The sequence below is a fragment of the Nisaea nitritireducens genome, assembly GCF_014904795.1.
In the GTDB taxonomy this organism is placed as follows: Bacteria; Pseudomonadota; Alphaproteobacteria; order Thalassobaculales; family Thalassobaculaceae; genus Nisaea; species Nisaea nitritireducens.
Window position 1 is genome coordinate 52,693 of sequence record NZ_JACZFS010000009.1, and the last position, 15,085, is coordinate 67,777.

Annotated in this window: 13 protein-coding genes; 3 read left to right on the top strand and 10 right to left on the bottom strand. The window is 61.0% G+C overall.

Annotated features, from left to right (window positions below; all coding sequences use genetic code 11):
• Positions 1-22: 22 nt before the first annotated feature.
• Entirely contained in the window at positions 23-751 is a 729-nt protein-coding gene (gene ctrA, locus IG629_RS01805; RefSeq protein ID WP_193170278.1) for a response regulator transcription factor CtrA, read from the bottom strand.
• A 176-nt stretch (positions 752-927) separates the two neighbouring features.
• Between ctrA and fliI the strand changes: the two genes are divergently transcribed.
• Complete coding sequence (fliI, locus tag IG629_RS01810) at positions 928-2,292, top strand: flagellar protein export ATPase FliI (protein WP_193170279.1); 1,365 nt, start codon at positions 928-930, stop codon at positions 2,290-2,292.
• Positions 2,289-2,705 carry a flagellar FliJ family protein gene (locus tag IG629_RS01815; RefSeq protein ID WP_193170280.1) on the top strand — a complete coding sequence of 139 codons (417 nt, stop codon included), beginning with the start codon at positions 2,289-2,291 and terminating at the stop codon, positions 2,703-2,705. The genes fliI and IG629_RS01815 overlap by 4 nt, the downstream gene beginning before the upstream one ends.
• 29 nt (positions 2,706-2,734) lie before the next feature.
• Here the strand turns inward: IG629_RS01815 and IG629_RS01820 are convergent, their stop codons facing one another.
• On the bottom strand, positions 2,735-3,580 hold the full coding sequence (locus tag IG629_RS01820) for a hypothetical protein (RefSeq protein WP_193170281.1): 846 nt from the start codon (positions 3,578-3,580) through the stop codon (positions 2,735-2,737).
• A 31-nt stretch (positions 3,581-3,611) separates the two neighbouring features.
• Here IG629_RS01820 and IG629_RS01825 point away from each other — a divergent pair, with 31 nt between their 5' ends.
• On the top strand, positions 3,612-4,229 hold the full coding sequence (locus IG629_RS01825; protein WP_193170282.1) for a hypothetical protein: 618 nt from the start codon (positions 3,612-3,614) through the stop codon (positions 4,227-4,229).
• A 1,099-nt stretch (positions 4,230-5,328) separates the two neighbouring features.
• Here the strand turns inward: IG629_RS01825 and IG629_RS01830 are convergent.
• The 8 genes from IG629_RS01830 to fliF form a co-directional block, all read right to left on the bottom strand.
• Complete coding sequence (locus IG629_RS01830; protein WP_404923176.1) at positions 5,329-6,120, bottom strand: MinD/ParA family protein; 792 nt, start codon at positions 6,118-6,120, stop codon at positions 5,329-5,331.
• A gap of 36 nt (positions 6,121-6,156) precedes the next feature.
• The gene (locus IG629_RS01835; RefSeq protein ID WP_193170283.1) at positions 6,157-7,152 is read right to left on the bottom strand and encodes a flagellar biosynthesis protein FlhF; all 996 of its coding nucleotides are present in this window, start codon (positions 7,150-7,152) and stop codon (positions 6,157-6,159) included.
• A 47-nt stretch (positions 7,153-7,199) separates the two neighbouring features.
• A complete protein-coding gene (gene flhA, locus IG629_RS01840) occupies positions 7,200-9,341 on the bottom strand; it encodes a flagellar biosynthesis protein FlhA (protein ID WP_193170284.1) in 2,142 nt (713 codons plus the stop codon).
• 67 nt (positions 9,342-9,408) lie between these two features.
• Positions 9,409-10,890, bottom strand: a complete 1,482-nt coding sequence (locus tag IG629_RS01845) for a sigma-54 interaction domain-containing protein (RefSeq protein ID WP_193170285.1) — start codon at positions 10,888-10,890, stop codon at positions 9,409-9,411.
• A gap of 47 nt (positions 10,891-10,937) precedes the next feature.
• On the bottom strand, positions 10,938-11,795 hold the full coding sequence (locus tag IG629_RS01850; RefSeq protein ID WP_193170286.1) for a motility protein A: 858 nt from the start codon (positions 11,793-11,795) through the stop codon (positions 10,938-10,940).
• 22 nt (positions 11,796-11,817) lie between these two features.
• The gene (gene fliN / locus IG629_RS01855; protein ID WP_193170287.1) at positions 11,818-12,192 is read right to left on the bottom strand and encodes a flagellar motor switch protein FliN; all 375 of its coding nucleotides are present in this window, start codon (positions 12,190-12,192) and stop codon (positions 11,818-11,820) included.
• A gap of 28 nt (positions 12,193-12,220) precedes the next feature.
• Positions 12,221-13,135 carry a FliH/SctL family protein gene (locus IG629_RS01860; RefSeq protein ID WP_193170288.1) on the bottom strand — a complete coding sequence of 305 codons (915 nt, stop codon included), beginning with the start codon at positions 13,133-13,135 and terminating at the stop codon, positions 12,221-12,223.
• Positions 13,136-13,184: 49 nt separating this feature from the next.
• On the bottom strand, positions 13,185-14,876 hold the full coding sequence (gene fliF, locus IG629_RS01865) for a flagellar basal-body MS-ring/collar protein FliF (RefSeq protein ID WP_193170289.1): 1,692 nt from the start codon (positions 14,874-14,876) through the stop codon (positions 13,185-13,187).
• Positions 14,877-15,085: the final 209 nt, after the last annotated feature.

The window sequence follows — 15,085 nt, forward strand, 5'->3', positions numbered from 1 at the left end:
ATGGCGTTACCGCCGGGAAAGCTTATTCGGCGGGTTCCTTGACCTTTTCGGCTTCTTTGCCAGATGCCGTATCGCCATCACCGTCGCGCAGGACATAGCCGCGGCCCCAGACGGTCTCGATGTGATTGTTGCCACCGGTCGCCTTCGAGAGCTTCTTGCGGAGTTTGCAGACGAACACATCGATGATCTTCAGTTCCGGCTCGTCGATCCCGCCATAAAGATGGTTGAGGAACATTTCCTTGGTCAGGGTCGTACCCTTGCGCAGGGAAAGCAACTCGAGGATGGCGAATTCCTTGCCTGTCAGATGCACTGGCTTGCTATCGACTTCTGCGCTGCGGGTGGAAAGGTTCACAGCAATCGGGCCGGTCTCGATCACGGAGTCCGAATGTCCCTTGGAGCGCCGGATGATCGCCTGCATGCGTGCAATCAGCTCGCGGCGGTCGAACGGCTTTGTCAGATAATCGTCCGCGCCAAATCCCAAACCCTTGATCTTGTTGTCCAGCTCGGAAAGGCCGGAGAGGATCAGGATCGGTGTCTCGACTTTCGAGCTCCGCAGGCGGCGCAGAACTTCATAGCCATCGAGATCCGGGAGCATAAGGTCGAGGAGAATGATGTCGTAGTCGTAAAGCCGGCCGATCTCGAGACCGTCCTCTCCATGCTCCGTTACATCAACCACGAAGCCTTCGGCTTTCAGCATGAGCTCGATGCTCTGGGCTGTGGCGAAATCGTCTTCTACCAAGAGTACACGCATTGAACTCTCCCTCTATGACCTTGGAGCAAAAGTTAACGGGGTAAGATAAACAAACCGTTAACCTGCGGCAGCGCCCGGTCGAAAGCGTGCCAGGCGTTCTCATTGGTGTTAAACTCCCAGTGTAGAACAGTTAATGGCAGGCTCAAAGCGTCGGTCGCGTTAAGGAGTATGTACGGGTGGCCACTGCACTCGGAAATCTTGCATCGGAAGTTGATAAGATTGCTGAATTTCGGCTTTACGGCCGTGTAACCGCCGTTCTGGGGATGATGGTCGAAGTCGGTGGTGTGGACAGAGCGCTTTCCATTGGCGATCGCCTGCACCTCCAGGCACGTGGCGGGAAGCGGGTCAGTTGCGAGATTGTCGGCTTCAAGGACGGCCGGGCGCTGGCTATGCCGTTCGGCGCCCTTGACGGGATCGGTATCGGTAGCCGGGCCGAAATCTCTGATGCGGCACCGGTCATCTTTCCGCATGAGGGCTGGCTTGGACGGGTCGTGAATGCGATGGGCGATCCGGTGGACGGCAAGGGGCCGCTCGGAGACGGCCCCCGCGGATGCCCGATCAAGACGCAACCGCCGGCGGCACACACGCGGCAACGGGTCGGCGAGAAACTCGATCTTGGTGTGCGCACCATCAATACCTTCATGTCGGTCTGCAAGGGGCAGCGCATGGGGATTTTCGCCGGCTCGGGCGTGGGTAAATCGATGCTGATGTCGATGATCGCGCGCTTTACGCAGAGCGAGGTCAACGTCATCGGCCTGATTGGCGAGCGTGGCCGCGAGGTGCAGGAATTCATCCAGGATTATCTCGGCGAGGAAGGCCTGGCCCGCAGCGTGGTCGTCGTCGCGACCTCTGATGAGTCCCCGTTGATGCGACGTCAGGCTGCCCACATGACGCTGGCTGTCGCGGAATATTTTCGCGACGAGGGCAAGACCGTCATGTGCATGATGGACAGCGTGACCCGCTTCGCCATGGCGCAGCGTGAAATCGGCCTCGCTACAGGGGAGCCGCCGGCCTCAAAAGGCTATACACCGACGGTGTTTGCCGAGCTGCCGAAATTGCTGGAACGGGCGGGGCCGGGCGCGGGCGAAGGCACCATCACCGGTCTTTTCACCGTTCTCGTCGAGGGCGACGATCACAACGAGCCGATCTCCGATGCGGTGCGTGGGATTATCGACGGTCATATCGTGCTGGAGCGCGGGATCGCGGACCGTGGCCGCTACCCGGCGATCAATGTGCTGCGCAGTGTGTCCCGGACAATGCCGGACTGCAATACGGCGGAAGAGAACGCACTGGTCCGCCGCGCGCGCGCCCTGATGGCGACTTACGACAATATGGCGGACATGATCCGGCTTGGGGCTTATCGCAAGGGCAGCGACCCGGAAGTCGACGAAGCAATCATGTACCACGCCTCGCTGGAGCGGTTCCTGTCCCAGGACAAGAACGAGCCGGCCTCTCTCGATTCCGGTTACGCTCAGCTCGACGCCATTCTGTCCATGGTCGGCGAGAACATGGAGGCTGAGGAAGAGCCGGGTGAGCCGTGAGCCAGTTTGAGCAACTGATCCGGCTCCGGACCTGGGAGCTTGACGAAAAGCGCCGGGCGATGGGTGTGTTACTTCAGGAAGAGGCGGGGCTGCTCGCTGAATCTGAAGCCATGCAGCGTGAACTCGATCGCGAGAAGCAGGCCGCCGCCGGATCGCTGGAAGCCCGCCGAACGCTTGAAGCTTATATGAGCCACTTCAAGTCCCGGGTGCAGGCACAGGACCAGCGGATCGAGGCGAAGCGCCGCGAGATCGATGCCGCCAACGAAGAAGTGCTGGAATCCTATCAGGAGCTTTGCAAGGCGGAGGCTGTTCTGGACGAGCACAAGACCCGCGAAGCGGAGCGGATCGGGCGGCTTGAACAGATGGAGATCGACGAGATCGCTCTCAACATGATGAAGCAGCGCCGCAATTAGACTGCCCGGCTATCAGGTATTAGGGACCATCAGGCATAGACATCCGGGCTCTGGCGCCCGTCCGGCATAAGGTCGGCGATCGGCAGCGGCGGGAACTCCTTCTGGACCTTGAAGCTCACCGCGCCGGACATGCCGGTGCGGCCGGCCGCCGTGTCGAAGATCTCGATGATGTCCGCCCGCATCTCCGGAGGCAGGGCACGCCGCGTCCGGATCATAAGAGACATGGATTGCTTCGCGACCGATCCGTCGATCTGGAAGGCGCCGAGACCGCTGAGCATCAGGTCGACGACAAATCTGGTCTCCCCGTCGCTCCCATTTTCATCGCTTTCTTCGTTTTCCCCATCAGCCTCATCGCCAGCGCGTTCGAAAGAAGGCGGCAGGATGAAAAGCCGCATCTGCTCGAGAGCATCCTGGGTTTGTATCGGCATGAAGAATGCCCGCCACCCGGCGGTTTCAGGCCCGCCTTCGCTTGCCCGGGACATGGACTGGAAATCGCCGGAGAGGGTTGAAAGCAACCGGCCGTGTGATTTCTCGAGAGCCTGACCGGCATCCTTTCCAAGCCAGCCGCCGATGGACCCGCCGCGCACCGCTGCCAGAAAAAACAGCATCGAGGCGGTCAATTGCGGGCCGGGCCGCGCGATCGCGGAGGCAAATTGCGCTGCGCTCTGCGGGGCTGCCATCTCAAGGGCGCGGAGGCTTTCCTCCAGCGCCGGCCATTCCCGGGACAGAATGGAGAGCGGTGTTTGGCTCCCGCCCTCGATCCGGCCGCGCACGTCGCTTTCCGAGCGGCCCAGAATCTCCATGCGGATGGCCGATTGCAGTTGCCCCGCTTCGGTGCGCGCTGCGACATCAAGCAGGCCGACAGACGAGTTCACAATGGCCTGACCGCTTCCTCCGGTAGCGACGATGGTTCCGGATATTACCGTACTGCCGCTGCCAGGCTGCGCCGGTAAAGCATTGCTGGTCTGTGCCCCGACAGACAACACCCGCACGGGAAAGTCCGTGCCGGGAGGGAGCGCGGTCCCCGGCTTTGGTGCCGATGCTCCCGCTGCGGCGGCCCCGCTTGTGGCCGGTGTGTTCACTGTTTGCGTGGCGGGTGTTGCGGCTGACCGGTTTTCGGGCGCCCCTTGTGTGACCGCCTGCGGCGTTGGTGCTGCGCTGGTGGGCTGCCCTGCCGTTGCCGGTTGGCCAGTCCCCGGCTGGCTCGTAGCTGTTGCCTGGCCCGCTCCTGTTGTCTGGGGCGAAGTGATGGGTTGGCTGGTTTGGCCAGTTGCCGCTGAGGATGCTGTTGTTGCAGCAGCGGACGATGGCGCCTGTGATTGGGGGGCGGCGCCTCCCGGTGAAGGGGAAGAGGCACTTTGTGGCGCCGGCGCCGCCGCTGTACTGGCCGCACTCGCACCTGCGCTCGAACCTGCCTGCACCGGCGGGCCCGGCTGTCGTGTGATCGCGGGGCTGCCTTGCTGGGCGGCATCCGGTTTCACAGCTGGTTGCTGTGCTTGTGACGGTGTGTTGGTGACAGGCTGACCACCGGTTGGTGTCTGCGACGGGGGCGCTGCTTGAGAAAACGCGGCCTGTGATACAGAAGGCAAGCTGCCGGAAGGTTTCAGGTGAGGGCTGGATGCAAGCAGATACCTCGCGGCGGCCTGGGCCGCTTGTTGAGGTTTGATGCCGCTTGCGGTTGGCGGAAGCGGGCCGCCTGCGATGCCCTGGGGCAGTGAGGTGGGACGCAACACGATGGCACGGGCAATCTGCCCATCGGATAGTGGCGGTAATGTCCTTGGGGCAGGTGCCGTTGTGGATGTCGCGCTGCCGGTTGTCCCGGGCGAGGTTTGTTGGCCCCCGGATACCGGTTTTGCTGCTGCATTGGCTTGCACTGGAGAGCGAGGTTGCAGGAGCGCCTGAAATCCGTTTTCCGTTCGTTGCAGGATCAGGCTGACAACGGTGCCCGGGCGAACAAAGGCGGGAATTTGTCGAGGGTTGACCTGGATCGTCGCCTCGCCTGCCGCCGCTCGGACGCTGACGGTACCGTCGGTCCGAACCCGCGTGACCGTCACATCCTGAGCCGCTGGATGCTGGGCCTGAGACTGGGGTGGTTGGGATGCCGGGGCTCGGGGCACGGGCGCAGGAGTTGCTGCCGCGCGGCCTGACACAGGCGTGTTTTCGGGGAGCGTCGGGGGAGGGTTCTGAGACGCAGAGCCTTGCGCGGGCGGTGGTGCCGATGACTGTGTCGGTGACGCTGGCGGCTGCGACTGGGCCGGAGACTGAGACTGAGACTGAGAAACGGGGGCTTGCTGGCCTTGCGGCGCAGGAGCCTGAGGGGGCTGTCCCTGGGGAGGTTGCCCCTGGGGAGGTTGAGGCTGCCCTTGGGGCACTTGTCCCTGAGTTGGTGGGGCTTGCGGAGCCTGTCCTTGCGCAGTTGGTCCCTGAGCAGGCTGCGGCGCTGGCTGTTGTGTTTGTGGTGATGTGCCTTGAGCCGCCGGCCTGGCCTGATTGCCTGACTGAAGTGCGTCCGCGCCACTGGTCACCCGTCCCTCAACCGGCGCACTGGCCGGCTGTGAGGAACTTGTCGCCTGCGTGGCAGGCGCGGTGGGTTGTACGGTGCTCAAGCTTCTCTCTTCAGCCGCTATAGCAGCTTGTCGACGATAGCCTCCACGTCGGTCGCGGCCGGGGCCGACGGATAGCGGCTCAGGATCGGGCTCTGGTTCCGGATCGACTCAATGACCTTCCTGTCGCGGCGGATGATTCCGAGCAACTGTGGCTCGAACTTCAGGAAGTTCATCGCTGCCTTGCGCAGGGTCTCGTAGGTTTTCCGGCCGTCATTCACCGAATCCGCGCTGTTCACGACAATAGAGACCTCGCAATTCGGATCGCTCTGGTGGGCAACTTTGACGAAGGCATAGGCGTCGGTCAGCGATGTCGGCTCAGCGGTCGTGACAACGACGATCTTTCCGGCCCGCGCCGCCAGCATGCGGACGGTCCGGTCCAGACCGGCCCCGAGATCCATAACCACGCGGTCGTAGGTATCGGAGAGTTGAACAAGTTCTGTGCCCAGCGATTGCAGCCTGTTCGAGGGCAGGGTCGCGAGGCTGCCGGAGCCGGAACGGCCAGCAATGATGTCGAAATTGCCGGCGTCATAGTGAATTTTTGCCTGAGCAAGGGAGAGCCGGCCGGCAATAACGCCGCCCAGATCGCGCTGAGGCATCAGGCCGAGCTGGATATCGACATTGGCGAGGCCGAGATCGGCATCGAACAGCAGAACCTTCTGGCCCATCCGGCTGAGCCCGTGAGCCAAGGTTACCGAGAACCATGTCTTGCCGACACCGCCCTTGCCTGACGCAATGGCGAGAATGTTCGCGCCTTTGGTGACGGGGCCGCTGGCCGTGGTCGGGCGGGGCTTGTCTGCGGGCGACATCATTGGATTGATCCTCGGGTCCGTTCCATTTTAGCGACCTCAACCATAGGCGCCTCGTGCCGTTTGCTGTTCGTCGTCGAAACTCTCCACCACTGATTTGGGGAGCAACAATCGTGCCAGTGTGACGGGGTTCATTGGCCTGAGACCGTCTGCCACACTCGGCCCGACACCCACTTCGGTCATCTGCAAACCGGACATCGCGGCAGCGCTCAGATAGGATCCGAAGCGGCGGGTCATGTCGATCCGGGTGAGAAGCAGGCGGCGGGCGCCGAGTTCACGATAAATACCGGCGATCTCGGCTGCTTCCATCGGATCGGTGCCGCCAGCCATGACCAGAACGACATCCGCGTCCACCGCTTTGATCAGGCGTGCCTGCCTGTCGATGTCATCATTGTCGAACGGGTTCCCGCCCGGGCAGTCGATCAGGATATGCCCGCGCCCTTTGGCACCGGCGACGGCAGCTCTCAGCTCACCGGGGGTTCCCGCACTGATCAGGTTCAGCTTCAGGATCTTGGTGAAGGCTTCCAGCTGCGCGAAGCCGCCTGCGCGGACAGTGTCCGTGGTAATGACGCGCACAGCCTGTTTCTGCATCACCAGCCGGGTCGCCAGCTTGGCGATGGTAACGGTCTTCCCGGCGCCAGGCATGCCGACCAGCAGGATCGGCTTGTCCGCGGTGCCGAGCGGCATTGGCGAGAAGGCAAAATACCGGTCAAGGGCGCCAGCGAGCGCGAGGATCGGGTCATCCATCGAGAGCTCTTCGGCGGCGTTGATCAATTCGTCCGATATTTGCGGCGGAACGCCGTTATTGAGGAGGGCATCCGTGATGATCTCTACTGGATCCTCATAGGCCTCGTCGTAATTGTCTTCCTCGAACTCGAACTCATCTTCGACCTGATCGATGGCGGCCGTTATGCGCACGCCAACACCATCCTCACCGGTCTGGGTCGAGACAATGATGGCTTCTTCGCCGAAATGCTCTTTCACGAGCATCATGGCTTCGTTCATCGTGTCAGCGGAAAAAGTCTTCAGGCGCATGGAGTCCTCACCGGCAACGCGCTCCCGTTATGCGCCCTAGACAAAAACTATACTTGGCCAAGGGTCTTGATCCGTGCCTTGGGGTGAATTTCATTCTGAGACATTACCACAGTCTGCGGCCGGAAACGCTCGACGATGGAGCGGACATAGGGACGGATACCGGGCGAGGTGAGAACCGTCGGGAATTCACCGACCTCGGCAAGCTGATCCAGCGCGTTCCGGAGCGCCGTGATGAAGTCCTGAAGCTGACTGGGCGGCATTGAAAGCTGCTGCTCTTCGCCCTGGCCGATGATCGAGTTGGCGAAGGCTTGCTCCCAGTCGGGAGACAGGGTGACGAGATGGATAACGCCATCGTCCGCAGTATTCTGCTCGCTGATCTGCCGGGCGAGGCGGGTCCGCACATGCTCGGTGATCAAGGTGATGTTGCGGGTGAAGGTGGACGCTTCGGAAACACCTTCCAGGATGGTCGGCAAGTCACGGACGGAGACACGTTCGCTCAGCAGATTCTGCAGGATGCGCTGCAGGCCTCCTACGGAAATGTTGGACGGCACCACGTCGGTGACCAGCTTCTGGTACTGGTCCGGCAACTCGTCGAGCAGCTTCTGGGTCTCGGTATAGGACAGCAGATCGCGCATGTTGTCGCGGATCAGTTCCGTCAGGTGTGTGGTGACCACGGTCGAAGGGTCGACTACCGTATAGCCCTTGAAGAGGGCTTCTTCGCGTTGTTCCGGGCCGACCCACATTGCGGGCAGGCCAAAAGTCGGCTCGCGTGTGTCTGTGCCGGCAAGATCGATCGGGTTGCCTCCGGGATCCATGACCAGAAGGCGGTTCGGCCGGATATCACCACGCCCGACCTCGATCTCCTTGACCCGGATGACGTAGGTGTTGGCCGGCAGCTGCAGGTTATCCTGGATACGGACCTGCGGCATGATGAAGCCGCTCTCCACGGCGAGCTGCCGGCGCAGGGCCCGGATCTGATCCGTCAGACGTTGACCTTCGGTGGTCTCGTTGACCAGAGGCAGCAGGCCATAGCCGAGTTCGAGCCGGACAAGATCGATATGCAGTGCGGCCGAAATGGGCTCTTCCGGCGGCGGTGCGGCGGCTTCATCCGCTTCGCGCTGTACGACCTCTGCCGCAGCCTTCTCGTGCCCGCTATAAATCATGTAGGCCAGGCCGCCGACAGCCGCCGCGAGCGACAGGAAGATAAATGTCGGGAAGCCCGGTAGCAGAGACAGGATGACGAGCAGAACGGCGCAGAGAGCCAGTGCTTTAGGATAGCCGCCAAGCTGACCGAATACGGCTTTTTCCGTGGTGCCGGTGGTGCCGCCCTTGGTGACGAGCATACCGGCGGCGGTGGAGACGATCAGGGCCGGGATCTGGCTGACCAGACCGTCGCCGACAGTGAGCAGCGTATAGGTCGAAAAGGCCTCGGAGAAACTGATCCCTTGTTGGGCGATGCCGATGACCATCCCGCCGATCACGTTGATCACGGTGATAAGCAGGCCGGCGACGGCGTCTCCGCGGACAAATTTGGACGCACCGTCCATGGCACCGAAGAAGGTGCTCTCCGCGCTCAGTTCCTCGCGCCGGTTCCGGGCCTGATCCTCATTGATCAGGCCGGAGGAAAGATCTGCGTCGATTGCCATCTGCTTGCCGGGCATGGCGTCGAGGCTGAACCGGGCTGCGACTTCCGCGATACGGCCAGAACCTTTTGTGATGACGATGAAGTTCACGATCACCAGTATCGAGAAGACGATGATCCCGATAGCGGCGTTGCCGCCCATCATGAAGCCGCCGAAAGCCTGAATGACATCGCCGGCCGCGTCCGTGCCGGTATGCCCGTCGGCCAGGATCAGCCGCGTCGAGGCCAGGTTAAGCGATAGCCTCAGCATGGTGGCTATCAGCAAAATCGTCGGAAAAGCGTTGAAATCAAGCGGTTTTTCGATGAACAGCACGGTCATCAGAATGATCACGGACAAGGCGATCGAGATCCCGAGAAGGATATCGAGCAACATTGTCGGAACCGGCAGGATTAGAACCGCGAGTATGCCGATCACGCCGAGGGCAAGATAGATATCGCCCCGATGAGCCGCAGCCTTAAGGCTATCCAGACTGAAGGACGGGAGCGCAGTCCCGGAGCCGCCGCCACCGCCCTCCGGCTGCGGAGCCTGATTGGAGGCGTCGGTCATTCAATGCCTCTCATCGCGCGTTCCCGTTTCTTCATTGCAGATTGCCTGATGCGGTCTAGATCGCACTTCAGGCCGGTGCCCGGTCCGCTTCGCCCGGTGGCGGCACATTGACGCCTTCCTCGGAATAGGCTTTCAGCTTGTTGCGCAGCGTCCGGATAGAGATGCCGAGAATATTGGCGGCATGGGTCCGGTTGCCGAGGCAGTGGCTGAGCGTATTGATAATGAGCTGGCGCTCGACATCGGCAACGGTGCGTCCGACGAGATCTCCGCCGCCAGCTTCGCTTTCTTGCGCCGGGGCAGCGGCCGGAGGCGGAGCTGCCGGCGCTGCCGGAGTCGCTTCCGGCTCGTCAAAAGATGCCGGTTGGAACGTATTGGGAGCCGGAGGCGTGATCGGCTGGGGTGCTGGCGTCGCCTGCAATGGCGGAGCTTCCTGGGCGGCGGGCGTCATTTGCTCGCCGGTCAGGATAATTGCATCAGCGCCGATCTCGTTGCCGGAGGCAAGCAGGACGGCACGGTGCAGGGTATTCTCCAGCTCACGCACGTTGCCGCGCCAGTGATGGCCCTGCAGCCGGGCAATTGCCTCGTCGCTCAGTGACCGTTCAGCTACACCGTTGGCTTCGGCATATTTTTTCGCAAAATGGGTCGCAAGCAGCTTGATGTCCGCCGGGCGTTGGCGCAGCGGGGGAAGCTGAAGATTGAAGACATTGAGGCGGAAATACAGATCCTCGCGGAAATTGCCTTCCCGGACGTGACGCTCGAGATCCCGGTTGGAAGTTGCAAGAAGACGGATGTCCACTTTGACCGGCTGATTGCCGCCAACCCTGTCGATTTCACGTTCCTGGATGGCGCGCAGGAGTTTCGCCTGCAAGCGGATATCCATTTCGCTGATTTCATCGAGCAGCAGGGTGCCGCCGTTTGCTTCCTCGAACTTGCCGACGCGCCGGGCAACGGCGCCGGTGAAGGCGCCCTTTTCGTGGCCGAACAATTCGGATTCCAGCAGATTATCCGGGATCGCGGCGCAATTAACGGAAACGAACTGCTTGTCCGACCGTTTGCTCTTCTCGTGCAGATAGCGGGCAAGGACCTCCTTACCGGTTCCGGACTCGCCTGTGATCAGAACGCTGGCATCGGACGGGGCAATCTGGTCGGCGAGTTTGAGCACCGCCCCCATGATCGGGTCCTGGAAAATCACCGAGCTCTGTTCTTCGGTAACGGCTGCGAGGACGGCGGCAATCAGTTCGGCGTTCGGAGGCAGCGGGATATATTCCTTGGCCCCGGCCTTGATCGCGGCGACGGCGGCATCTGAATCATTTTCGAGGCCACAGGCGACAACCGGCGTGTTGATGTGCTCCTGATTCATCGCCCGGAGCAGCTTCGCCACCGGCTGGGCCACGTCGATCATCACAAGGTCAGCGCCTTGGCCGCTGCGCAGGGCATGCATCGCGCCCTCGACATTGTCCAGGTGACTGACTTTCGCGCCCTTTTTCAGGGCGATCTGACCGGCTGCGCTAATATGTCCGCCAAGTGTGCCGACGATCAGCAATCGCATCTGTCAATTCTCCTGTTTGGGCGACTGTCTCCGGCCGCCCGTATCCGTCATTCGTAATAGTCGAGCCGCTGCGAGGGCGGCAGTTTGGTATTCAGCATGCGTTCAAGAAGCCGCGGGTTCTCCTGCCGGGCGATCGACATCGCGCAAGCGTGGTAGATCTCGCATTCGAGCAGTTCCGCTTCCGCGTTGCGCTCCAGCTTTGCCGCAATAGGTGCCAGCACCATGTAGGCGAGGATGGCGCCATAGAAGGTTGTCAGCAGGGCAACAGCCATGGCCGGCCCGATGGAGCCCGGATCGTTCAGGTTGCCGAGCAACTGAATGAGGCCGATCAGAGTGCCAATCAGCCCCATGGACGGAGAGACTTCAGCGGCCCGGCGCAGCACGCCGGCATGGCGGTGGCGAATGTCCTGGATGGCATCGATTTCCTGAGCCAGGACCTGATCGATCTGGTGCGGCGTGGCGCCGTCTACCGCCATGGCGACGGCGCGCTGCAGGAACGGCTCGCTATCGACGGAAGGGATGACGGCATCAAGCGCCAGGACTCCGTTGTCGCGTGCGATCGCCGCCAGATTGAGCGATCGTTCGCCAGCCAGCCGCGGGTCATGTCGCTGCGGGAGCAGCGTTGCCAAAACAGCGCCGATAGCTCCGAATAATTCGGAAATATTGTAGGAGACAAGGGTCACGGCAAAGGTGCCGATGAGAACAATCAGGACTGCGGGCAGATTGTAGAAAGAGCCAACCGAACCGCCGAGGATCAGCGCTGTTATAACCAGTCCGAAAGCGACCGAAAGTCCCAGGATCAAGGCAAAATCGATAGTGCGCCCGCTCGCCGGAACGTCGAACGTTCTGGTGCGGGCGGGACGCGGACGGACTCCGCCATTCTCTACAGTCGCGCGATCTGCCATCAGTTTTTCCTGATCTCGCTGCTTAGCTGCTTCTGTCGGATTTGATGATTTCCGTCATGGTCACGCCGAGACGTTCGTCGACAATCACGACTTCTCCGCGGGCCACGAGACGGTTATTCACATAGATGTCGATCGCCTCGCCAACCTTGCGGTCCAGTTCGACAACAGCACCACGACCGAGTTTGAGGAGCTGGCTGACCTGCATGCTGGACTTGCCCAGCACGGCGGAGACTTGCACAGGGATATCGTAGACGGCTTCAAGTTCTCGCGCGCTGATCTGCTGACGGGATTCCTCCGGGACAACTTCCGGGGGCTCCTCTGCGGCCTGCTGCTCCATGGCGGCGGCCATATCCAATTCTTCGAGATCTTCGAAATCGACATCGCTTTCGTCGGACATATCGTTCTCCTCTGGCGGCCTGGCGGCGCTAGTTCTGGATCAGTTCAGCTTCGATGGGATCGCCGTCCGCGTCCACACCCTCTTCAGGTGTTTCCGGGACCGCGTCGGACAGGTCGAGGGCGGGCGCATCGTCCGCAATCTGTTCATCGGATGCCGCATCTTCAGTGAGTTCAGTTTCAGTGAGTTCAGTGGGGTCAGACAGGTCTTCAGGTACCACCTGATCGTCGACTTCGGCTTCTGAGGCCATGTCCGGCGGCATATCGGAGCCGATATCGGAACGGGCGGGCAGGGAGGAAAGGGTGCGCTCCACCATTTCGTCAATCTCACCCCAGGTCTCGTCCAGTGCCCTCTCAACTGCGCCCGCTGCCCAAGAGACACGGCAGTCGGTTGCGACGAGTTCCGGGTCACCGACCAGAACAACTTCGCCCTCGTAGCCAACACGGGATGCCATCAGCTGAACCTTGTCGCGGAGCGGTGCTTCCAGCTCGGCGGCGACACGGATCATCACCTTCGGTTGCTCGGTCAGAAACTGGAACGCCTGATTGATAACATGCTCGATCTGCGGCAATTCCGTGCCGCGCGTCAGTTCCGGTGCCATCTTGCGCATGATTGTGGCGGACAGGCGGACTGCGTCGCGCTGCATTTCAGAAGTCCATTTGCGATGGACCTGATTGAGTTCGCCAACTTTGCTCAGCACACCCTCAAGCGAAACGGCGACTTGCTGCTCGATAGAGGCCATGGCGGAGGACATACCCTCCTGCCGACCAAGCTGATAGGAGGCTTCCTTGGCCTCGTCGACCTCTTCCTGACTGTAGGTCGGAGGTGCGTGTTCATCGGCTTCAAGCTCCGCCATTCGCGCGGCCTCTGCCGCGCGGCGCATCTTCTCCTGATATTCCTCGTCGAAGATATTGTCGAACAGGAAGCGTGATTTTTGCGTTGTCATGCTGCCCAACCCGCTAGGCATGGCGCAGCGAAAGCGTTTTTAATGGCCGTCAACCGCCACCTCCGGCATTGCCTGCTTCCTGGTACATCCAGTTGCGGATGATTGCGACAGCTTCTTCCGGATGCTTTTCGACGATCTCGCCGATCTTCTTCAGAGACGACGCGCGAACCCGTCCTTCGACCTGATTGATATCGATCATCTGGTCGAGCAGGCTTTCCTCTTCGTCTTCGCCTTCCAGAAGTTCTGCCATATCGGCAGTGGCCCCGGGGCCGGTCAATTGGGCGATGGCGTCCGCACCGGCAATCATGCCGCCGGGCCCGCCACTGGCGGCAAGCGTAGTGGGCATGGATTCAAACAGGCGGGTCAAGACGGGGCGTACGACCAGCAGGATGACGAGGAGTCCGACAACGGCCAGAACCAGAACCTCTGCGAGTTGCAGGAATTCATCCTTGGAAATGCCGAACAGCAGCGACCCGTCGCCAAGGTCAAGCGGCTCCAGTTTGACGAACTGCATGTTAACGACTTCGACTGTATCGCCACGGCTGCCGTTATAGCCGACAGCGGAGCGCACGAGCGTGGCGATCTGTTCCAACTCTTCCGCTGTCCGCGGCTGGTAGACCTTGTCGCCGTCCTCATTCTCGACATAGCGCCCGTCGACAAGGACCGCGACGGAAAGGTTCTGGATCTCACCGGCTTCCTTGACGCGATTGCGGACCGTGCGGCTGATCTCGAAGTTGACCGTTTCCTCGGTCCGGGCGGATTCAGACCGGGCAGAAAGATCACCTTCGCCGGCGTTAGCCTCGGATTCCGGGAGGTTGTTTTCTACCGAAACCGTGTCCTGCTTATTCCGTTCCTGGGTGCTTTCGCTCTCTTCGATGGTCTGCGTTGAACGGGCGACCTGGCTGTCCGGGTCGTAGATCTCTGATTGTTCCGTAAAACGGTCATAATCGATATCAGCGCTGATCTCTGCCCGCACGCGTCCGAGGCCGACGATGCGCTCGACCAGCTCTTCAACGGAGCCGCGCACGCGGTTCTCAAAGGCCAGCCGCATCTCTTCGGAGCTTTGACCGGGAAGGGTGCCATCCTCTTCGTTGGTGCCCCGAGCCAGCAGCTGGCCCCGGCTATCGAGGATGGAGATGTTCTGCGGTTCCATATCGGGAACTGCGGCGGCGACCAGATGCTGGATCGCCAAAACCTGTTCGCGCCCAAGGCGGCCGGCGCCCTGAACCTGAAGCACCACGGATGCGCTCGGCTTGCGGCGCTCGCGGCTGAAGAGTTCGCGCTGAGGCAATACGAGATGGACCCGGGCGCCGCGGACATTGTTCATCGCCCCGATGGTCCGTCCGAGCTCGCCTTCAAGCGCGCGGACCAAATTCACGTTCTGAACGAAATTGGTTGTGCCGAGACCGTCGGACTTGTCGAAGATCTCGTAGCCCATGGTTCCGCCGCCGGGTACGCCCTGCTCGGCGAGCGTAACGCGAAGTTTCAGAACTTCGTCTCCGGGAACAAAAACCTGTTGGCCGCCAGCCTTCAGTTCGTACTGGATATTGCGGGCCTCAAGTTCCTTGACGATGGCACCACTGTCGGCTGGATCGAGATCGCCATAAAGCAAGGACATCCCGCCGGTCGAGAGGCGGGAGGCGAGGAAGATGAAGAACCCGAGCACCGCCACTGCCGTTCCGACAAGGGCGGCGATACGGATAGGGCCGAGATTACGAATCAAGTCTACGAGAGGATTCATGGGTTATAATCCCCGCAATTGCATACAGTAGGTGCCCGAAAGTAACCCGGGAGGTTCTCGCGAATACATTGCATTTTATATGTATCTTTCGAAAATTGAAAGAACCTTCTGGGCAAAAACTGCCTAGTGAATATATCCGACAATGAATCGAAAGAGAACAATTAATTAGCGGAGGAAGTTGTGGTATTGGTTAAGGAAATATTGAGCGC